General features: G+C 47.7%; 13 protein-coding genes. 4 read left to right on the top strand and 9 right to left on the bottom strand.

Features of this window, described 5'->3' with window-relative positions:
* On the bottom strand, positions 1 to 1,083 hold the full coding sequence (locus ACFS25_RS09845) for an efflux RND transporter periplasmic adaptor subunit (RefSeq protein WP_381499360.1): 1,083 nt from the start codon (positions 1,081 to 1,083) through the stop codon (positions 1 to 3).
* A 573-nt stretch (positions 1,084 to 1,656) separates the two neighbouring features.
* On the opposite strand from ACFS25_RS09845, the gene ACFS25_RS09840 reads away from it, so the two are divergent.
* Complete coding sequence (locus tag ACFS25_RS09840) at positions 1,657 to 2,346, top strand: response regulator (protein WP_381499357.1); 690 nt, start codon at positions 1,657 to 1,659, stop codon at positions 2,344 to 2,346.
* A 549-nt stretch (positions 2,347 to 2,895) separates the two neighbouring features.
* Here ACFS25_RS09840 and ACFS25_RS09835 read toward each other — a convergent pair.
* The 3 genes from ACFS25_RS09835 to ACFS25_RS09825 form a co-directional block, all read right to left on the bottom strand.
* Positions 2,896 to 3,822 carry a Nif3-like dinuclear metal center hexameric protein gene (locus ACFS25_RS09835; RefSeq protein WP_381499354.1) on the bottom strand — a complete coding sequence of 309 codons (927 nt, stop codon included), beginning with the start codon at positions 3,820 to 3,822 and terminating at the stop codon, positions 2,896 to 2,898.
* Positions 3,823 to 4,162: 340 nt separating this feature from the next.
* Entirely contained in the window at positions 4,163 to 6,229 is a 2,067-nt protein-coding gene (locus ACFS25_RS09830; protein ID WP_381500846.1) for a glycoside hydrolase family 3 protein, read from the bottom strand.
* Between the two features lie 587 nt (positions 6,230 to 6,816).
* On the bottom strand, positions 6,817 to 7,977 hold the full coding sequence (locus ACFS25_RS09825; RefSeq protein WP_381499352.1) for a glycoside hydrolase family 43 protein: 1,161 nt from the start codon (positions 7,975 to 7,977) through the stop codon (positions 6,817 to 6,819).
* A 230-nt stretch (positions 7,978 to 8,207) separates the two neighbouring features.
* Here ACFS25_RS09825 and ACFS25_RS09820 point away from each other — a divergent pair, with 230 nt between their 5' ends.
* Entirely contained in the window at positions 8,208 to 8,336 is a 129-nt protein-coding gene (locus ACFS25_RS09820; protein WP_381499350.1) for a hypothetical protein, read from the top strand.
* A gap of 64 nt (positions 8,337 to 8,400) precedes the next feature.
* On the opposite strand, the gene ACFS25_RS09815 is transcribed toward ACFS25_RS09820, so the two are convergent.
* The 5 genes from ACFS25_RS09815 to ACFS25_RS09795 form a co-directional block, all read right to left on the bottom strand.
* Positions 8,401 to 11,139, bottom strand: a complete 2,739-nt coding sequence (locus ACFS25_RS09815) for a PQQ-dependent sugar dehydrogenase (RefSeq protein ID WP_381499346.1) — start codon at positions 11,137 to 11,139, stop codon at positions 8,401 to 8,403.
* Positions 11,140 to 11,929: 790 nt separating this feature from the next.
* Positions 11,930 to 14,056 carry a xanthine dehydrogenase family protein molybdopterin-binding subunit gene (locus ACFS25_RS09810; RefSeq protein ID WP_381499342.1) on the bottom strand — a complete coding sequence of 709 codons (2,127 nt, stop codon included), beginning with the start codon at positions 14,054 to 14,056 and terminating at the stop codon, positions 11,930 to 11,932.
* 20 nt (positions 14,057 to 14,076) lie between these two features.
* A complete protein-coding gene (locus ACFS25_RS09805; protein WP_381499340.1) occupies positions 14,077 to 15,084 on the bottom strand; it encodes an FAD binding domain-containing protein in 1,008 nt (335 codons plus the stop codon).
* A 21-nt stretch (positions 15,085 to 15,105) separates the two neighbouring features.
* Complete coding sequence (locus ACFS25_RS09800) at positions 15,106 to 15,891, bottom strand: 2Fe-2S iron-sulfur cluster-binding protein (RefSeq protein ID WP_381499338.1); 786 nt, start codon at positions 15,889 to 15,891, stop codon at positions 15,106 to 15,108.
* 396 nt (positions 15,892 to 16,287) lie between these two features.
* Complete coding sequence (locus ACFS25_RS09795) at positions 16,288 to 17,964, bottom strand: M14 family zinc carboxypeptidase (protein WP_381500843.1); 1,677 nt, start codon at positions 17,962 to 17,964, stop codon at positions 16,288 to 16,290.
* Positions 17,965 to 18,650: 686 nt separating this feature from the next.
* Here ACFS25_RS09795 and ACFS25_RS09790 point away from each other — a divergent pair.
* On the top strand, positions 18,651 to 21,155 hold the full coding sequence (locus tag ACFS25_RS09790; RefSeq protein WP_381499335.1) for a hypothetical protein: 2,505 nt from the start codon (positions 18,651 to 18,653) through the stop codon (positions 21,153 to 21,155).
* Between the two features lie 26 nt (positions 21,156 to 21,181).
* Positions 21,182 to 22,912, top strand: coding sequence for a T9SS type A sorting domain-containing protein (locus ACFS25_RS09785; protein WP_381499333.1), 1,731 nt, complete (start codon positions 21,182 to 21,184; stop codon positions 22,910 to 22,912).
* The last annotated feature ends 42 nt before the right edge of the window (positions 22,913 to 22,954 follow it).

Here is a 22,954-nt window from a genome sequence, read left to right as displayed (position 1 = left end):
TTATTCGGCATATAAACTTAGATTCGAGATAACAGACTCTGGCTTCATGTATGTGTATTGTATTTTTTCGTTTTCTTTTACCTGACGTAAGCCTTCCAGAAGTATCTTATCGTCTTTATTCAGACCCGTTCGAACAACAAAAATGTGAGGCATTTCGGCTGCTATGGTGATCTCCCTCGATTTAATCACATTGTTTTTATCGACGACAAAAACATACTTCTTTTCCAGCACTTCAAAGGTGGCTTTCTGCGGGATAATCAGGGCATTTTTCATCGGTAAAGTCATTTGTATATTACCCGTTTCGCCATGCCGTAACAGCCCGTTAGGATTGGGAAACGTAGCCCGAAACGAAATATTACCGGTTTCGTTGTTAAAGTCAGCCTCAATTGTTTGAACCACGCCAGGGTAATTAAACACCTTTTGGTTAGCCATCATCAGGTTTACGTGCTGCATGTTTTCCTCTTGCGCGTGGGTTTTATAGTTGAGGTATTCGGCTTCCGGCACGTTGAAATACACCCACATTTTGCTGTTGTCGGAGAGTGTAGTCAGCAAATCTCCCTCATTAATTAGGCTGCCCAACCGTACCTGGAAGTGGTCCATTATACCATCGAAAGGCGCTCTTACCTCTGTAAATCCAAGATGTATCTGTGCTACGGATACTTCAGCTTTTGCCTTATCTAACTTGGCTCTGGCCAAAGCCAATTCATTTTTCGAAACGATATTACTATCCGCCAATAATTTTGTGTTTTTGAATTCAACGTCTACATAATTGGCTTCGGCTTGTGCTTTTAATAATTCGGCCTGGTATTGTATGGGCAGAATTTGAAACATGAGTTGCCCTTTTTTGACAAACTGTCCTTCATCCACGAAAATTTTCTGCAGGAAGCCCTTTTCCAACGCTCTTATTTCGATGTGCTGGATTGACCGAATTTGAGACACGTAATCATTCGTGATTGTTGTGTCTCTTTTTAATGGACTGGTCACCAAATATTTGATTTCCTCTTCCTTTTCTTCTTCTTTTTTCGCACAGCTTGTACACCATAACAAGGCACATAAGCTCATGAGCATGAGCAGTCTATTCATAATAATCTTTTTTTTACACGAAACTATTTTGACAATTTTCAAGAGATAGGGATCGGCTACGTTTATTTGCCACCGAACTAGTTCAGTTTCCAATTTTGCATCAGTCCGTTCGAGTTCAGTTTTGGCTATATGAATCATACTTAATTTGATCTGATCCCAAATCCATAAATTGCAGGATTCTATAAACGGGTCGTTAGCGACTTCGGTACGTTGAAGCAGGGCTCGCTGATCAAAAAAAAGCCAATAAAGTATAGTCGCCAATGGGCTTGTTGTTGACTAATGCAAAGGTATTTTACCCGTAGGCGGGTTACATTAAAAAAAACTTAAAAGATCATTAGAAAACCTTTAAACAATCAATTTTATTAGGATAATACCGAGGATGGTACATGTTTAACCGATTGGTAGCTACCTGAAATTGTACTATTTAAATAATAAGTTGTCGTTATAGTAGTCGACGTCGGAATGAGTTAAAGAATCCTAAAAAGTAAATTAAAAGTGGATTAGAAGTATCCTAACTGGGTTACATAAAGAGTATAGGTTCACTAATTTGGCAGCTGTTAAAGCAGTTGTCTTATGCGAATCCTAATAGTTGACGACGAAATTAAACTGGCAATGTCCCTAAAGCGTGGCTTGAAGGAGTACGGTTTTGGGGTTTCTATAGCGCTGGATGCAGCAACTGCGCGTAAGTTAATAGAGTATGGGGGAATTAACCTGGTTATATTAGAAACTAGCCTGCCAGATGTAAACGGGTATGAACTATGTCGCGACATTCGCGCCCAAAATTCCCAGCTTCCTATTATTATCCTTACGGCGCAGGGAACGATTGAAAGTAAACTGGCGGGGTTTGACGCCGGGACAGATGACTATATCGTTAAACCATTTGAGTTTAGCGAATTGCTGGTACGGATTAAGGCTAGTATAAAGCGCAGTTATTGGTCCTATGAACCCGGATTAGCTGAGTCGACTCAGCTAACTATGGGCGACCTAACCCTGGATTTACGCAAAAAGACCGTAAACCGAGCCGGTAATAAACAGATCAATGTAACACCCCGCGAGTTTGCTATACTGGAATATTTCTTACGAAATCAAGGAACGGTACTCAGTCGCGAAGAAATTGCGCAGAATGTATGGGACATGCCCATTGGTGTAGGCGCTAATCTACTCAACGTATATATCAATTCGCTGCGAAAAAAAATTGACAAGGATTTCGATACAAAACTGATTCACACTCGAAAGGGAATCGGTTTTGTAATGAAAGAGTAGATAATGTCTAAATCACTACGGACTTTCAAACCCAACTTTCTTCAACCTTTACTAGAGATTGAGAGTGTACTGCATTTTTCAACCCTTTTATTGGGCCGCTAATGCACATCATTTTAAAGGCAATGGAATTGGGATTTCGCTGACTGGAAAATCATTAAACTGAATGGCTCTACAATTACGGTACGTTCCCCGAATGGCCTCACTGTATTTAACTAGTCATTACAGAAACCGCACCCTGCCGGTATACGTTCGTTGATTGTTCATTTTTTCGCCTATAGCTTGAGGGGAATAATTGAGGGGTTGACCGAGCCGATCTGTATTACTCGAACTTCAGCAGACGGACACTATTGATGACGCGTTACTCAATAGCTAAGAGGAACGAATTAACCGCTTTGCCACCAATAGTAATATCTTGTTCACCAAGCTACCATTCTTGGAATGTATGACGATCCTTCACTAACAGAAACCTTTTAATGAAGGATTTCATCAGCAGATAGTTGCCAATTTTTCACTTTTATTCGTCATATACGTCTACCAGCAACTATTGGTTTATAGAAATTGAAAAGGATTTCCACTGGCAATGTGGGTTATCTTGACACCTGCCAGTTTAGGCTGTAACCACTTGGCCGCATACTCCATTCCTGCTTCTTCACTAACGGCATGACTGAGCACCATCAGAGACGTCTTCTGTCCCATCAATAAGCCATCCCTTACTCGTTCTACCGTTTCCCATTCCCGGGTTTCACCACTTAGAATCAAATCAGGCTTGTATTCCTGGATGGCTTTTATTTGCTGTTTACTGTCCATATAACCAAAGGCCAGATAAATACTACTGCACAGTTGTTCTTTATGGCCAACGACCCGTACCGAGGGTATGTTCAGCTTCTCTTTTACCAAGGATACGATGGATTGTATTCGCATCGGTTTAGGCAAGGTAATTAACCTGGGATTGTCCGCATCGTAAAGTTCCACCCATCCTAACTTCGACAAATTGCCCATAACGATCCCATCGGGCTTGTGGGCATGCCAGTAATCGTGAAAGCGCCATATGGCAATCTTGTATTTAGCTAATAAGTCTATTTTGTAGCGGTATACATCATCCTGCTTGAGCCAGTCGGTTTGGTCTTCATTATTGTAGAAAGGCGTTTCATGGGCAATAATAAGGTTAGCACCAGCCCTGGCCGTTTTCTCAATGACCTCTATAGTTGGGAACATTGTCGTCACAATACCGCTAACTGGCTGATCCATACTTCCCGACCGTAACTGATCGACAGTTTTGGCAAACGGGGCACCTGGGATCTCTTTTATTACAGTATCAATGACCTGCTTTACGGTCAACGTAGCAGTCGGTGGTTCCGACTGCTGAGCGGGACTTATAGTTGGCAGGGCAGTAAGTATAGAGACCGCTGCCAGTCCGGTGACACAGGTAAAAAATTCTCTTCTCTCCAGTAGGTTATGACTGTCCTTCTCATTCATGAACTAATAAGGGTATAAGGGTAAGACGTTTACATTAAAAGTAACCTATTGTCAAAACTACCTAGGATTGGTTTTAACTTGCCATTATCCGAAAACTGTTTATCAACGTAATGTCACCAGAAGTACGATGCTTATTCGACGTATGCTGCAACTTGTATCTAAGCAGTTAAACCGATCGGTTAGATAAAGTAGGGATTTCGCGACAGAAAAGGGTTTTCTTGCAAATTGTACTTAAGAATAAAATGGCCCCATCTGTCCACTTTCGGCTAACGACATACACCTTGCTTCTGTCTGAGATTCACGCTAGCAATAAGTTTCTTATGGCGAATTCAAGGCAGAATCACGGCTTACTAGCAGAAAGACTGGTAGTACCTCCTTTATACGTTAACCCTTCCTTGTAATTGAATAAGGCATAACCCGCTCCTTCTTCGTACCCTGGCACATCTTCTTTCTGCTTCTGAACAGCTGCTTCTGAAAGGGGGGTGGTAAAGGGCATTTTACCCGTTGGACTGAACTTACCCGTTACAACATCCAGTAAGGCGTCGGGTGTCGTGCCAAACGTTGCCAGAACGCCCTTGATCCGGCTACTAGCGTCTTTTTGGTAAATTTCGTCGATGACCCAGGGGTTACTGTAGTTAATAGCCACAATGGTCGGTTTCTTGGCCGTCAGCGAATTAATGTAGGCTACGTCTATTGAATTCTTCGATAAGGACAGATAAATCGGCGAACCATCCGACGCGAACAGCGACTTGGCCGAAGGCTTTAGCCAAATCATAATCACATCCGCTTCATCGGGTGTAGCGACAAAAGTAATGGGGTATTTTCCATCGTTGATCGTGTAGCTATTGGCCGCCGTAGCTGCACCGCCTGCCTTTACCGCGTAGGCTTCGAAGTAAACTTTCGTTTTAGGCTTGAGCGGCAGTGTTTGGGCCTCATTGCGAAGCAGCACAATGGACTTCCGGTGAGCCAGATCGGCTCTTGCCTGAAACTGTGCATTGCCCACAAGACGCTCGGCCGCATCTTCATCCACGTAGGGGTTTTCGAAAAGCCCCAGGTTGAATTTTTCCATCAGCAAACGAAGCACCGAATCGTCGATCAGTTTGACATCTACCATACCGCTTTTTACGGTTGCCAGCAAGTTGGCTGGGTCGGCTGTACCCGAGTAGAGATTCACCCCCGCTTCCAGGGTACGTTTGTAGCGTTCCTGAATCGAGAGGTTTTCGGCTCCCCAGGGCATCATTTCAATCGGCCCCGTGTCGGAATTAATGATGCCGGTAAAACCTAATTCGGTGCGTAGAAGATCGTGAATGACAGCCCGATTGTAGGCGTAAGCAATGGGTTCATACTTGGTATCAGCCGGGAGCGAATAATAGGGCATAATAGCCGAAGTACCGGCTTTGATAGCCGCTTTGAAGGGAATCAGGTTATTAGCAAACTTGCCTCCTGGAAAAACCTCTTTCTTACCCCATTCGAAATGCGGGTCCTGGCCACCCAGCCCGGCCCCTCCCCCCGGAAAATGTTTGGTCGTCACCGCTACAGAGGCAGGGCCGAGTGTTTTTCCTTGAAAGCCGTACACAATTTCGGTCATCATCTGGCCTGTCCACTGAGCATCTTCGCCGAATGTACCTTCTATCCGCTGCCAGCGGGGTTCAGTGGCTAAATCGGCCATATACATATACCCTTTTCGCAAGCCAACAGCCGCCCACTCCTGCCGGGCAATGTCGGCAAACTCCCGAACAAGTGTCAAATCACGCATCGCCGACAGGCCTAATTCACCCGGCCAAGCCGAGAAAACCGTTTTGCCGACGCTGGTGCCAATCGCGGCAGCCCCGGTGATGTGGTTACGCGGATTAGATGCGACGATAGCCGGAATCCCTAAGCCGTCGCTTTCGCAGAGCATTTGCAGTTTATTGGCCCATTCAGCCGTTGTCCGGGCACTCACGTTAGCCCGTAAAATGAAGTGACGAAGGTGATAGTGCGTCACGGCTTTAGTCGTACCCGCTGCGTTCATAATGGGGGTAGGCAGTGGTTTGCGAGTGAACATGTTCTGGCTGGCCACTAAATCTTCCTCGTTGAAATCGCTGGTAATGGGCTCTTTTGATTGAGCCGCCCCAAACGACTGGTCGTTTTTCATGCGGGTGGTACTGATGAGCATGAAGCCAACCTTTTGTTCCAGCGACATTTTTGTCAACAAGTCGCGACTCCGCTCTTGGGCTGACAATCGCCAGTCTTCGTATTTATCTAGCTGACCATTTCGGTTCAAATCTTTAAACTTCAACCCATCCTGCTCCAGTAGTTGAACCGATCGAACGCCCAGTACGGGCTGTTTACCAGCGAATTTGGACTGGCTTATAGCCTGATTGGTGAGCGAGACAAAAGCTGTTAATAAAAGTGGTATCACACGCATCGACATGCGGTTACGGGTTAATCTACGATGGATGCCAGCCCGGCTAGTCTTCATCGGTTTTGAGCGTATCATATGGGAAAGGAGTTAAGCTGGGGCTTTCGTTCAATGCTGGCGTTTAGCTATGAGCTTTCAGGAGAAAAGCTGAGGTCCGCTATCGGGATAAAGTGCAAGAGTAGGCGCTTCTAACTGTGGCTTGACAAATTCTTGCTGGTTCATCAGGATACGTACCAATCACAACCTAATGATTCACTACCCCAACGGAACAGGCTCCCGTGTACTAACAGTGAATAAAATGAGTTGATAATACCTGTTTGTGGATTGTCTGTTTTGATTGGTTCAGGTCTAGGCCGGGCACTCGGTGACTTTGCCCAGCGGGATGAGGTAGTAGGGTGAACGATAGGCTTCGGCATCTACAAGACACTCGGAAAAAAGAAATAAAAATTCTCAACGATCCAGGAAGCCAGGCCAACAGGGAAATGTTCAAACTATAACCTAGCGTTGTGATTTGACTCGTTCAGTCATCCCTACAGTCATTCCTATTGGACCGTTGCCGGTGACTATTCTGACGACGACTTACGCGAACGTCATCAGTTGTTGCTAACCGCTGTTATTACGCCTGAGGGTAGTTTTTGGGGCGTGGTGGTAGGGCCGAAGACCGTTATTTTTCCGTTTTTCACCGCCATGCGATCTATACAAACAACCCGTTCGTCGCCGGTCTTTTCAGTTCTGCCGTGGTAGACGCAAAACATTTCTTTGCCATCTGGAGAATAGGCAATGCTGTTGTGCCCCGTGCCCGTTATCGAACCCCCTTGGTCGGTATTCTTCTGCAATACCGGATTATTGGCCGCTTTTGTATACGGACCTAAAGGCGAGCCAGACGTAGCGTACCCGATGGCATAATACTGACCGCCAAAATGATTGGCTGAATACATGATATAATAGATATTGTCTTTTTTAAACGTAACCGAGCCCTCTGTCCAACGGCGATTTACTTCGTGGGCTGTAACGGATCGGCTTTCCCATTCAGCCTGCTTGTCGCTGAGGCTAACGGGGGGCCGCAGCAGTAAAACCGGTTCGCCGATGACGCCGGAAAAATCGGGTTTGAGTTCGATACCGTACACCCAGCTTTCTTCAATCTCGTTGTACCACCCTTTTTTACGGGCTAGATCGGCCACTTCGCTTTGGACCGGATGTTTGTAGCAGCAACGCGAAAAGTACAAGTAGGCTTTGCCGGTAGTATCAAAAAACACATTGGCATCAATAACGGGATACCCAGGATCAAAAATGGGTTTATCAGCCAAGTCAATAAACGGGCCAGTCGGCTTGTCAGCAACGGCTACGCCAATGCGGAAATTTTCCACTTCCCTAGACGGGTTTACCTGCCATTGTGCACTGTAAAACAGATAAAATTTCCCCTTTACCTCATATACTTCAGGTGCCCAGAAGGCACCGCCCCAACTTGCTTTGGGATCGCTCCAGCCATTTTTGTTGTTGTGAAAATACACCTGTTTTTCCGCCTTCCAGTTCACCATGTCTTTTGATGAATAAGCCATAAACCCCTTATCTGCACCACCGCCCGTGCCGTATAGGTAATACGTACCCTGGGTATACAAAATGTAAGGGTCACCGAATTGTACACCCAAGGGATTGGAATAAGTGGCTTTGGCCATGTGTTGTGTCGTTTGTGCCAGAAGAGGACGCAAAAACAGTGTCGTGAAAAAGAAAAATAGAAGCAACAATTTTTTCATGGTAACGATCTTTTTTGGCTCTAGCCAACACCCGAATGCTTTCTTAAAAGCGCATCCAAACTTAAAAGGCATTGATAGCCCGTATATTACTAACTAAAACTAAGCTTAATAGTGACTGACGGATCGGGAAATGGCTTACGCTCTTACTATGATGACCCGTAATTTACAGCAGCTCAAGGATAAACAGCGTTTTAGTATGACCTATTGGGTACTTTTCTCAGAAGTCTCCAATGACATCCGTTGCCAGAAGTCGGGAGGCATTGCCCGACTTCTGGCAGTATGAAACCTATGAGCGCACCCAAAAATTCCTGTTTTTCCTTCTGCTTTATTTATCTGGCGTTCCTTTAAATGTCGGTTAGACTTAGTGGGGAAAATTTACACAATCACGCCAAAGCTGTATTATATAGTGGCGCATCCCTCTCCTTAATTCACGACCAACCGTTTTGTAGCAATCGAAGTACCATCAACCACTAGGCTATATACATATACGCCAGCCGCCAATCCCGTACGACCTACCTGAATGCGCCCCTCGGTGTTGGATGACACGTCGATCATGCGCACCAACTGACCTTGTAGGCTATGAATCCTAATAGTCGCCTGCTGGCTTTTGGCGGGCAGGCGAAAGTGGAGGGTCGTCTCTGTCGTAAATGGATTGGGAGTCGTTGACAGCAAGTCAAGCGTTTCGGTATCTGTTGCGGCTCCCAGGCGGGCAGACGAGGTGGCTATCAGCTTCCAGCGCTGACTAGTACTCACGTTAGCGATTTTGCTTACTGCCCTGGTTACACCGTCTACCAAGCCAATATCCAGGCGGTTGCCAATAGCGCACTGAGGTTCTAACCCATAAATGTTCCCACCCAGGTCAATCAATTTCCACTGCTGATTACTACCTCCGTTACTGGAATAGGTTTGTACTTTGATGTTATCACCAGCGCTTCGGCCAGCTACATCCAGGCGCTTGCCTGGGGCGTGCTGAGGTTCGAGTTCATAGATTCCATTGCCTTTGTCGATAAACTTCCACCGCTGATTAGCCCCACCATTACTTTGATATAGCTCGACTATAGCTTGATCCGCTGTACTAAGTGCTCTCACATCCAGGCGCTTGCCAAGGGCATTTTGGGGTTCAAGTTCGTAAATGCCACCCGCTACGATGCCGGTGCTACCACTTGTTGACGGAACAAAAGTAGCCGTCAGGGTAGTATTGGCACCCGGTGTAGACAAGTTCTGAAGGCGCCCACTACCGTTTGACCAGGAAGAGAACGTATAGGTGATGCCCCCTACGGTTTGTGGCGATACGGCTTCCAGACTCCTGATGATACGACTCACGCCATTGAATGAATAAGGGGCGATCACGGCACTGCCATCCAGTTTAAGGGTTAATCCGGCAGGATTGGTAACTAAAGTAATGGCTGAGGTGATGGGGACCACATCCCTGGATATTGTAGTGGTAGCCCCTTTAGAGTCCGTTACCGTGAGAAATAATCGGAACAGTACGTTGGCCGACGTTTCCATCTCGGTGGGTATGGTAAAGCTACCAGCAGTAATGCCGCTGGTGGGTTCCATGACGGGGTGCACGTGAGATGGGGAATCGAAATGATATAGATCAACTTTCCAGGTGAAGGCACTGGCAGGTAAATTGCCATCTTCTCCGTCGGTACCCGTGCCGGAAAACGAAATAACATCCCCACCAGCATACTTTACCCCCGATGCAGGCGTGGTGATGGTGGCAACCGGTAATTGATTCGTGATGACCGTTAGGGTCGCTTCACTGCTGGTCGAACTTCCAGCCGAATTACTGACAATCACCTTGAATTTGGCCCCATTATCCGATAGAACTGGGCTTGACAGGGTGTAGCTCGGTGAAGTGGCCCCCGAAACGGTAACGCCATTTCGCTGCCACTGGTAACTGGGAGCCGGATTGCCGGAAGCAACGGTGGTAAAGGTAACGGACTGCCCAACCGAGACCGTCTTGCTGGTCGGCTGCACAGCAATGACCGGTACGCCGTTTCCGGTGTAATCCACGCGCCATAATACGCCATTTGTACTCGATGTGTTAGCAGCATCCGAGCCCCCGGCGATACCACCTCTGGCTATAAAATAGAGCGTTCCATCTCTGGCCACAGCCACATCCAGTGGCCGGTTAATACCCGTTGCAAAATTGGTGACCGCTTTCGTAGACGGATCAATCAGTTTGATCCAGCCATTGCAATAATCGCCAAAGAAATACTTGCCAACGTAAGCCGTCGGGAACTTAACCGTGGCAGGATTGTAAAACGCGCCGGCTGTGATGGAACAACCCTGCCCGTGATCATAGGCATAGAACGGATCCTGATAATTTGTCGGTAGCGTTTGATTTGTTCTAACACCTTCAATACCAGGCCAGCCGTAATTTTTCCCGGCAACGCCTTCGTTAATTTCCTCCCAACTGCTATTGCCCACATCATTGATAAAAAGCTTGCCAGTGCCGGGTTGGGTGGCTAACCGGAATGGGTTACGAAATCCCAGCGCCCAGATAGCCCGGTTAGTGCCTGTAGCAGTCGTATAGAACGGGTTATCGGTAGGAATGCTGCCATCTAAATTGAGACGAAGGACTTTCCCTTTCAACGTAGTCAGGGATTGCGCGTTAGCCGCCACCGTGTTCTCGCCCACCGAGATAAAAAGCTTATCTTCTTTAATAGCTAAGCCCCCGCCGTTGTGGTAACCGACTGAGCCTAAGGGATCAATATCAATTAACACCCGCTCGCTCCCGGCGACGGCCACGTCGCCGTTGGCCGTAAAACGGCTTACCCTATTATTACTAACTGAGCTCCCCGATGCTTTATAGGTGTAATAGACGTACAGAAAGTTGTTAGCGTTGAAATTAGGATCTAATACTACCTTCAGCAATCCTCGCTCGTTAAAGTTGTCTACGTTGGGAATAGCGACAAAAGGGGTAGATAGCAACGTGCCATTTTTAACGATTCTCACCTTGCCATTTTTCTCGGCTATAAAAACGCGACCATCGGGTGCAACATCCATGCCGACCGGATCAAGGCCGGTGGCAACCTGAACACCGGCAAAATTACTTGGAAAGCTTTGTGCCCCAGCCAGTTGGTGTTGGAGTACAAAAAGCAGTATGAACATGATTACTTTACCAGGCGGAAGAGATAGAGAGAAGTGGTTCATGATTGAGTTTTTATTGAATTGGCTGGTTTAGTCGGTTTGATTTAGTAGCGGGATATGTCGAATCGATACAGTTTCTTAGGCCGTTCGAAAGCCGTATCGGCGTGGTACTGACTGGCTTCGCTGTTATGTTTCTAGGGAGAATGCGTTAAGTTATAGCTCTAATCCTACTTTATCTATAAATTAACATGAACTGTATTAAAAATCTAGCGAGTGAGCGCAAAATTGGCAGATAAGTTGAGGCATAGTTTTCCTCGAGCTCGACCACGGCGAAAGTGGATCTGCTACCTTTAACTGGACATTAAGTTGAGCATACTCTAGGGTGTCATGAAAACCAGCAAGAGACAGTACGAGCGCATGAGCGGCCCCGGAGGAATTTAAACAGATGGCCGTGAAGCCGTCAGCTGCCAAAAATCTCACTAAAAACGACCGATAAGAAATTAGGCATTACCGCGAAAATTCTGACCCAGTAGCGTAGAGAACACTTATTTACCCACTCAATTTCAGCCCGGTGACCAGGTCGCTCTGCTGGATGGCAGTTCGCCGATGACCGTTAAAGCCGTTCAAAATGGTGGACGTACCATTACCTGTGAGAGAAGTAACGAAGATAACCCGACCGAGAGTGACTACGATGCCACAAAACTCACCAAATCACGTAGTAGTAGACAGACAGGCTCGAAAGCGTAGTTTACGGGTATAAAATAAGAATGCCCATGCTAATAGTATGGGCATTCTTGGCACGTTTATTAGTATTCCTAGCAAACCCATTTCGTAGAATTTGTAACGTATGGGCCTATAAAAGTTTGTCAGGCGTTATGGGCAACTGACGAACACGTTTGCCAGTTGCATTAAAAATGGCATTGGCTACGGCAGCAGCTACGCCAACAATGCCTACTTCCCCAATTCCTTTTACGCCCAGTTTGTTGGCATGCTGGTCGTCTTCCCGAATAAAAATAGCGTCCATAGAGCCGATATCCAAATTGGATGGAACGTGATAATCAGCGAATGACCGGGTTACAAAATTGCCCCAACGGGGATCTATAACGGACTCTTCGGTCAGTGCCATACCGATGCCCCATATATTTCCACCAATGATCTGCGAACGAGCCGTTTTGGGATTCAGAATGGTACCTGCTCCAGTCACCGCCAGAAAACGGGACACCCGAACCATACCCGTTGACCTATTCACGGCCACCTCCGCGAAATTGGCATTAAAGCTATGGGCCGAATACTCTTCGGCGCTGTCCAGTGGTTTAGCATCAACTCTAGTCTGAAAATCAGCCACTTTTTCCGAAATCATCAACTTCGATGCCGTCGGGCGAGCAAAATACTGTTTACCTGATCTGCCAATCAATTCATCCGTAATCTTTTGGCAGGCATCATTCACTGCGTTGGCGTAGCTGGCTGCCCCCACCGAACCCACGGCACCGGCAGCAGGCGGCAAATCAGAGTCGCCAATCGTCACCTTGACGTTATGGATGGGCAGGTCCAGTGCATCGGCTGCCGTTTGCGTCAGTATGGTGTAGGTGCCCGTTCCCAGGTCCGCAGCGGCCAGTTCAATAGTAGCGAAAACATCGCTGCCAGTCCGTTTCAGCTTCACGATGGCCGACGTGGGTCGCTGGTGGGCGGGGTATGTACCGCAGGATACGCCATACCCGATCAGGTAATTTCCCTGCTGGTTCTGGCGGGGTTCAGCCTTGCGCTTTTCCCATCCAAAGGCTTTGGCTCCTGCCTGCAAGCATTGAACTGTTGTTCGCGACGACCAGGGTTTGCCATTGGACGGATCACGTTCGGGTTCATTTTTGATGCGAAGGTCAATTGGGTCCATCTTCAGGGCATAGGCCAGCTCATCCATCGCTGATTCAAGCGCAAAACTCCCGGTCGATTTTCCAGGGCCGCGTGTGTAGGTTGGCAGGATTATATTCAAAGGAACCACTCGATACGTAATGAGCGAGTTGGGCACATCGTACATAATTTTTGAACAATCGCCACAGGGTTCGACAAATTCATCTTTTATAGCACTATGAGTGGTGATTTCGTGCGCTAATGCCGTTAGCTTACCGTCTTTGGTTGCCGCTAAACTCACTTTCTGGAAGTTCCGTTGTCGCAATCCCACCGAGTTTACCATCTGCTGTCGGGTCAGGGCCAGCTTTACCGGTCGATTGACCTGTTTGGCCACTACAGCCGTAAGCACCAGGTTAGCCCATTGACCACCTTTCGAACCAAAGCCGCCACCGATATAAGGCGAAATGATACGCACCTGTTCCGGTTTGATATTCAGCGTTGAAGCGGCTGCGTTTTGCGCCCCGTTCACAATCTGCGAACTGTTGTAGAGGGTTACATGGTCGCCGTTCCATTCAGCAATGGTAGCATGCGGCTCCAGCGGATGATGGTGTTCAATGGGCGTTCCATATATTTCCTCAACTTTGTACGTGGCATTACTGAGGGCTGCTTTCGCATCACCGCGAATGGCATCGGCTTTTTCTTTATCCTTCGGCAGTACAGCCTCGTTGGCCAGCTTGTCGAAATCGGTTTTCGGCTCCCTCTTTTCGTACGTTACGGTTACAAGACGACTCGCGTGCCGGGCCTGCTCAAAAGTTTCGGCAACAACCAGTCCAATGTGCTGTCCATAAAATTCAATCTCAGGACTTTGCAGCAACGCACCACCACGAATACCACCATTTAGGTTCAGCTTCGGGGCATTCGTATGGGTAATAACAGCCAGGACTCCGGGCGCTTTTTCGGCAGCGCCCGTGTCGATAGTCAGAATCTTTCCGGCGGCAATGGTGCTTTTGAACAGAACGGCGTAAGCAACATTCTTAACCGGATAATCCATCGAATAAGCTGCTTTTCCCGTCACCTTGGCGATCCCGTCAATGCGACTGATGGGCGTGCCGATTACTTTGTTTTTGTCTTTCATGTGATCGATTGACGTTAAGATCAAGCTTTACCCCCGTTCATAGCCATTTGCAGCGCCAGGACAATGCTTCGGTTGCCAAGTTCTACCTTAAATCGATTGTGTTCCAATGGCTTTGCATCGGCCATTTCGGCGTCGGCGGCCAGTTTAAAATTAGCGACTGTCGCTTCTTTGCCAATCAGCATTTTTTCGGCTTTCAAGGCTCGCCAAGGCTTATGGGCAACACCGCCCATCGCAATTCTCGCTTGTACAATCGTATTATTACTTACCTCCAAAGCGGCTGCCACCGATACCAGAGCAAACGCATATGATGCCCGGTCACGCACTTTGAGATAATAAGATCTATCGGCAAAATTGTTTTTAGGCAACTCGAGGGCAGTAATCAGTTCGCCATGCGCCAGGTTTGTATCCTGTTCAGGCTTGTCGCCCGGCAACCGATGAAAGTCGGCAAAAGGAATAATTCGTTCCTGGCCGCTGGCATTCCTGACTTTAACAACGGCATCCAGCGCGGCCAGCGCGATGGCCATATCAGATGGATACACGGCGACACACTTTTCTGTCCAGCCAAAGATTGCATGCATCCGGTTGATGCCTTCCAGGGCACCACAGCCCGAGCCTGGCTCGCGTTTATTACAGGGCATCGACACCTCATAGAAATACGGGCAACGCGTTCGTTGCAGCAGGTTGCCGCCATTAGTAGCCATATTTCGGATCTGCCCGGATGCGCCGGCCAGAATAGACTGCGACAGTAGCGGGTAGTTTTGGCGAATCAATGCATGATTGGCGGCATCGGTATTTTTTCCCAATCCGCCTATCGAAATTCCTCCTTTTTGGGGTCCGGCAGCTATAACCTTGATGTCACTCAGGCCCAGTTCTGTAATGTCAACAAGCTCATTAGGTCGTTCGACGTCCTCCTTCATCAGGTCCAGCAGATTAGTGCCACCAGCGAGGAATTTCGCATTCGGATTCCCCGCCAGTTGGTTTATAGCGGAAGAGGGATCTTTTGCCCGGGTATAGGTAAAGGGTCTCATTGGACTGCGGGTAGTAAATGGTTAGGCGGAAAACCGAAAGGTCTGCTCGACTGGCTTTCCACTATGGACCTCCTGAATGGCGGCAACAATATTAGGATAAGCACCACAGCGGCACAGATTTCCTGACATCCGCTCCCGAATTTCCTCGTTCGACAGTTGAACCGCGCCTGCCTGCTTACGAACATTTTCGGTAACGTAGCTGGCATGTCCGTTTTTGGCTTCATCCATCAGGGCAACCGCCGAGCATAGTTGTCCCGGTGTACAGAAGCCACACTGAAATCCATCATGTTTCAGAAAAGCGGCCTGCATCGGATGAAGGGTGTCTCCCTGCGCTAGTCCTTCAATCGTTTGAACACGTTTCCCTTCGCAGCTTGCCGCCAGCGTCAGACATGACAATACACGCTGCCCGTTTACAATTACCGTACAAGCACCACATTGCCCGTGGTCGCAGCCTTTTTTAGATCCAGTCAGTTCCAACCGCTCCCGCAATGTATCGAGTAAGGTCATTCTGGAATCAACCATCAGCTTCCGGGTCGTACCATTGACCTTGAGCGATACGTTAACGCCGTTTTCGAGCGTTGCGGAGGCAAATTCCGTTGGTAATGGGTTGAGTGGTTTTGTCAGTAGCTGCTCGGCAACAGCTGAATGAGCGGCTAAAACACCCCCGCCAGCCAAGGTCATTAACTTTAAAAAATGACGCCGATTCACCCCTGAATCAAGAATTTCTTCCAGATCTTCAGGCATTAAGTCTTCGAACAACTTCTTTTCGTCCTCCGACAGTTGAGATGGTTCATTTTCATCGTTCATACAGCTCTTCGGGGAAATACAAGTTTAAATTTAAGCCGCTTGTGAGGTTACTTTTCAGGGTGCAGCATTGATAAAAAGTAACTGTTGTGTGAAGGCTATTGTTATGAGTGAAGTATTATTCCGTTTATAAAACGTGTTTTACGACCTGCGTTTGGACAATTTCTGAATCTTTTCGAAGAATTCATGCCTTTGCTCTTACCAGGTATCAACAAGGCTAAACAACATCGACTGCTTACCGATTACGCGCATTAGTTTTAAGTCCGCTTTGGCAAGCAGTTGGGTTTCAACAGCTTCGGCTGTCTTGGTCAGTATGTGGATTTCAGCAAAAATGGCTCCTATTGTGAATCGAGTAGACTCTAGGTAGATATGAGCATAGCCCCGTTGCTCATAGCGGCATTAGTCCAATCGATAGGCCGGATAGCGGTTGTGGCTTTTCTCATAGTAAGGCGTCTGCCGATAAATGAAGTTCAATTGAGCATCCGCTTGTTCGGCAAAGGTTTTATCGACTGCCCGTTTTTCGTCCAATTGCTTTCGCAACGCGGGATTCCTTTTCACTAGGTCAGCCGCCGTATCTTCGAAAATATAATCGGCAAAATACTCTTTCTGGTCGAGAACACTGTCGAAAAAATTCCAGGCAAAAAAGGAGTCAACGCCTTGTGGTTCAAGAGCTTCTACAATGTATCGATTTGTCGCCTGATTGGTATGAATCAAGTAATCGTCCTTATAGAATTGGATTGGTTGCGATTCAGTCCGCAACTTCACGCCCGTATGAACGAAATGCCCTTCATAGGGTCGCGGTGGGCTTTTATAATCAGTAATGTAATAAGCGGCTACGGTCATCAACGTATCGTTGGGCAACGTTTGTACCGCTACGCCATTGCGCTTTAGTTGGCTGATGATGTCCGGCCAGGCTTGAGAAATAATGTAGGCCGCAGGCTTATTGACCTGGATATCGGCCACGAAATTGTTTAAATAGGGAACGCGTTTGGTATACGGTTTCGTCCGGTCGTAATAAAGCCGCTTGAGCCCCGACACGTTACTAGGTTTATAGGCTGCCTGATAGCCCAGGAACGTAACCGAATCAATTTTACTGCGATCAAGGATATAGTTTAGGCTAAACGTTGTCTGTTTTTGAACAGCCGCATTGGCCCGCTGCTGATTCGCCAGAATGGTTGAGGCATCACGTTCGCACAACCGAATTACGGCTTCATCGAACACATAGGAGGCTTTAACCCGAGCCGGATAAGCTTTCCACATGTGTGTCTCCAACGTGAAGCCGAAACAGTTAAACAGAGCGGCATAGCCAGTTGAATAGCGGGGGGTGTCGTTGTAGCCGATAAGACCGTTTTCAGGGGTATCTCCCTGGTGATTTACGTAAGGCGCTGGCGGGAAACCTTTTTCGATCAGGGCCTTATCTAATTCCGGTTGAAACGTCTGGATCATATAGCTCGACAAGGTCGGATGTAACTTATCCTTCTGCGTAGCGAAATACGTCAATACATGCTGGTAATCGGCTCCATCGCTGGTATGATTATCAACAAATACCTGTGGTTTCAAGGCTTGGTACATCCGCTGAAAGGCCCGCGTATTTTCGGATTGTGCTTTAATAAAATCGCGGTTCAGGTTTAAATTTCGGGCGTTTCCCCGAAACCCGTATGACTCCGGCCCGTTCTGGTTCACGCGCGAGACGCCCCGGTTTAAGCACCCCCCCACGTTGTATACGGGCACAATAGCCACTAGTGTGTTTTTAGGTAATTTATTGGCCTTCAATAAATCTCGGGCCAGCATCATACAGGCATCAATTCCCTCCGGTTCGCCAGGATGAATACCATTATTAATCAGTATCGTGACCCGATTTGGTCGGGATGTAAACTGCTTGTCAGCCGCTAAAAGAAACAGGTGTAACGGCTTGCCAACGTCCGTCTTACCGATCTCAATCAGTTTAGCCTGATCATATTGACGGTCCAACTGCTGATACCAACCAATAATCTGGGCATATGTAGCCGTTTGATTCGAATCGCGCTCAAACGGACTAAGAACCAGTTGTTTAGTCTGCGCCATCAACGGCAGCATAGTTAGTTTGCTTAGCAAACAAATCGCCGTCATTAACCTCAGTAAATGATAAGGCGCTAGAAGTAATCTTGATTTCATAAAGTAATCATTTGTGTTACGCTCAGGTAGCATTTTCCTATTGGATAAGTTGTCGAGTCTTACCTTTTTTACCCGTTATTAGCAAAAAATGAAGTAAATATAGTTTAGTAAACGAGTAACCATACCCCACGGATAAGATGAACAGATAGTAACTATCTTCGACTCTGTTTGCGTCTAGAAAATGGCCCCATGATTTTAAGATAAGACTGTTGGGTAATGATTGATTTGCCTACGGTTGGGTGTACCTGCTACATTTAACTGGACACTGCATTAAGCACGATCTACTGTAGTATATTTAAAATGAAGCGAGTCCTTAACGTTTACGGGTTGGCGGTAGCGAATAAATACTCCCATGATCTTTTTAATAGGTAAAACCCGTTTTTAAACAGGCTGGCTCTCTGTAACGATCTATTTATAGGACGAATTTCGATTCGCTTACTAAGAGGAAGGTGTCATACAATTCCCCGTCGTTGTCTGTTTTAACTATTTTTACGTATATATCTGAAGCGTACTGTATGAGTCAAATTTTACGAAGCTGTTTTTGCCTTTTTTTATGTTTAATCGGTTCAAGTATTATCGTTTGCGCTCAATCGAATAGTGTCAGCGTTTTGCAGCCGCCTTACAATGGAATATGTGGTGGAACAACGATCCAAATACCAATCACAACTACGGGTACGTACGGGACTGATAATGTATTCAGCATTCAACTGATTGGTGGTAGTTCGACGGCCCCGACTTACCAGGATCTTCCCACGAGGGGAAATGCTCCTACCCTGGAAATTACATTGCCTGACACGGTTCTGCCAGATGTTTATCGGCTGCGTGTGCTGGCGTCAAACCCGAAAACAACGGGTATTGCCAGCCCCTATTTTTATCCTCAGCGCAAGCCAACAGCCCGACTTGTTGAGCGCCCGCTGACCATTGCGCCCTATGAAAATGTCACGATTCCCATCCAGCTTTCCGGCTCGGGTATAACTGCCTACAATTCGTACCGGGTTACAATCAATGACAGTTTGATTCTTAGTCAAGACAAAGCGTCCTCCTTCGTTGCGCATCCGGGTCCTAAAACAACTACATACCGGGTTACTAAAGTCGAAAATGCCTGTGGAGAAGGCACCTCGTCTGGCCAGCAAACCGTTACTGTGGCTCCTTTCGGCCTACAGCTAACCTCCATTGCGCCAGAAGCACCCTGCCCTGGTGCAACAGTTCAGATCGGTTTTAGTGCAAATGGTACGTTTGACAGCAGTAACCGATTCACAGTGCAGGTCACCGATGAAAAAGGCAACTACATTGACTTACCAACAAAAGGCGATCGGAGTCCGCTGGAAATTACGCTGCCACTCAGCATTCCCGAAGACTGGGGCAATTATGTTCGGTTAGTATCAACATCGCCCGCCTTAGTAAGTAGCCCGATAGGAGGACAGTATAGTAGCCGTGCGCTTTCGGTATATCCTGCCCCGTCGGCAATACTGGAAACGGAGGTAAAAGCAATCCGCTTCGGAGAAACCACTACATTGGCAGTTCGGTTGACGGGGCAAAATGTGCAGTGCACGCTGAGTGAGGGTACCCAACTGGAGTATAAACCGGACACCTACCAGCCGGTGCCCGGACAGTACACCATAACGGTAAAGCCAAGTGTGTCCACGACATACACTATCCGCTCGGCTACTGGTACCTGCGGTCCGGTAATGACTACGGGTTCGGTGAGGGTTGACGTTACAGACGGGATTATTGCGGGTAAACTGCCAGATGAGCGGCCCTGTATTGGTCAGACTATTCGCATCCCCATCCAGACCAATGCTCAATTTACAGCGCAGACCATCTTTCAGGTACAGCTTGGAGGGTCTATCCTACTGCCTGCTGTTTTACAGAAAGATACCATCGTGGCTACGTTGACAAATCAGGCGCTTGGTGTATCGCTGGGGTTGGATGGAACGTATTACGTTGGCTCGGAGGTACGCGTTGTAACGCAGAACCCTGCCATTGTCAGTACCGTCAGCCCCAGCCATTTCGAGGTTGGATATGTGCCCCTGCTGGCTAACATCAATTTATATACGCAAAAGAGCGCTGGTAGCTGGGATATAGGTTTTCCATCAACACTCAATAAACCGGAGCCAATTCGGATTATGGCTGATGCAAAAAGCAACCTTCCCATAACAATTAGCGTGACCGATGGTAGTCGACAATGGCGATTTCCAGCCAATCAATTACCTAATTCGAGTGATTATCCTTACGCTGTGTTTGGGGATATGCCTACGAAAAGCACGACCTATATGCTTACCGAAGTAAGCAATAAATGCGGTACGCGTCAGTTTTCAGATAAGTCAAAACAAGTAGTTATTAAACAAGCAGAGAATCGACAGATTTTAGTAGAAGATCTGCCGGGTCGAATCTTCTGTGCCGGGGAAACCATTGCCATTCCTTTTCAGGCCACGGGCGTCATTGCAGACTCCGTTCGGTATCGGGTAACCGTCTATGGATATAGTATCTATGGCTTCAGTTCGTTTGTGCCGGTAGTCATTGGCCGGGCACTGAAAAGCCCGATATCAGTCGTATTACCCAATGTTCTGGCGGGTACATATTCTCTGCGGGTAGAAGCTGAAAATATAGCATTGACCAGTCGGGACGTATTTTTAACGATTCATAAAAAGCCTACTGCCGCCATTCTGCCCGGTACTACCGAACTCATTGGCGGTGAAACAACAACACTGATTGTGGAAGCAAAGGGTGGCGGCCCGTACGCGTTGCTGACGGCTGAAGGGGAAGCTTACACCGTTCCGGATTATGACGGCAACTCGGTTACGCTGGATGGGCGGGCTTATATTCCGGTCAAACCCGATCAAACAACGACCTATCGTCTGAAGTCGATTACGAATACCTGTGGCACAACAATCGTAACCGATGAACGAACGATAACTGTAGTGCCGTATCGACTCTATATTACAACTCCTAGCAATCCCAACAACTACGCCACAATAACTCTGGAGCAGAAGGCGGTCACTTGCCGGGGTGGATTACTCACCGTTCCGTTTGCCACAATTGGACGGGTTCCATCTGATGAAGTCTTCGACATACAGGTTTCCAGAGGAACAACGACCTGTTTGAAACGATAACGCTGACCTCAACGAGTAATCCGCTGGTGGCCCGTTTACCCGATTCGTTTACCGCCGATCCCTACGGATACTATAAGGTGCGTATCGTTGGCCGAAGAACCGGAACCATCAGTCAGACAGCGCCCAATTTCAGAGTTTATGACCTGCCATCGGCGACGCTCTCCCTAAGGGGTTCACCGGTTGCCGACCCAACCGTAACGATTCTGGTAAGCCTAACCAATGTTGGGACTTATGGCATCCGCAATTACGAGCCAGACTATTCCGGCACGTTCGCTGATGCGCTTACGGACCCCAGTGGAATCCTGTATACCCTTTTGCCCCGACACAAGACGACGTATTCACTGGCGTTTGTTCGCAATGGCTGTGGCTACGGAACGGGGCTCGGCGAAGCGACGGTTACCGTAAAGCCGACATTATCTATTACCACACCAACGCCCGGTTCGCAGCAGCAGACCTGCGCTGGCAAACCACTGACCGTTGCTTATACCACCACCGGCGATTGGAGCAATGGTATCAACATAGTGGCCGAGCTGATTAGCGGGAACAATTCCAGTCGTGAACTAGGCCGGACAACCGCCCGTCAGGGAACGCTCTCGCTCCCACTACCCGCCGATCTGCCACCGGGTAACTATAGTTTACGACTCCGTTCGACTGATTCTGCACTAAGCGCATCCATATACATACAGATAGTTGCTCCCGTAACAGCCCAATTGACGGGTAATCTTGTGATTAACGCAGGGCAGAAGCTTGTTATCAAGCCAGTGGTCAGTGGCATGTTGCCGATAAATTACAGTCTGTCTAACGGGTCTGTCGGCGTATGGGAAACGGATTCCCCCACAATTGAATTGGCTCCCAGTCAGAGTGGTACGTATAGGCTCGCATCCGTCAGTAATATGTGTGGTCCTGGTTCTGCCAGCGGTTCATTAACTATTTCGGTCAACCCGACAAGTACCAGATTTATTACAACCGATCGGGTAAGCGGTAGATTCTGCGGGGGTGATACAGTGGTAGTTGAGTATACGGCAGTGGGAATTACCAATAGCCCGCTGACGGTTCTGCTTTCCGACCGTAACGGTGACCAATATACATCTGTGCCAACTGTCGGCCAGGATAACCCGTTGCGGGCTGTGTTGCCTATAGGCTTGCCGACTGGTATTAATTACCGCTTTCGGGTTACGGCTTCTGATCCCACCGTTGCCAGTTCGGTAATGCTGTCGCCGATAACAATTCTGGAAAAAGCAACAGGGTCAATTCTGGGACCACCTTACGCTGATCTTGGCAAACCTGCCAACCTAACTATTACCGTGACGGGTTCTGCACCAGTCTCGGTAACACTGGGGCCGGACGGGAGTCCTCCCCTGATGTGGCAAATTACCCAACCTGTAGCGTTTTTTAGCCTGCCGACAACTTCGCTGCCTACAACGTTTCGGCTCCTGGGAATACGTAATGAATGCGGTCCCGGAATAATTCAGGGTAGCGGTATTGTACGTTTAGAGTTGTTAACCGCAATAGAACCGGCTGGGCTAGGTATATGGGTGTTCCCTAATCCGGTAAGTCAGAGCATTTTTATCGAAAATTTACCTCTGGTACCTCTGGAGGTTGAACTGTGGTCGGCAGATGGTCGATTGGTCCGACGTGAAACCTACCAGCCAGCTAAAACTATCTCGCTGCCCGTCAGTGATTTACCAGTCGGTATCTATATTCTGCGGGTCAATGTCAATCAAATAGTATTAACATACCGATTACTAAAATCCTGATGGTTAGACTTTTATTGATCTTGTGCAGTCTTCTGTCGATAG

This window comes from Spirosoma flavum (assembly GCF_042686045.1).
GTDB classification, from domain to species: Bacteria; Bacteroidota; Bacteroidia; order Cytophagales; family Spirosomataceae; genus Spirosoma; species Spirosoma flavum.
The sequence above is the reverse complement of the archived record's forward strand: the minus strand, read 5'-3'. Positions and strand labels throughout refer to the sequence as shown.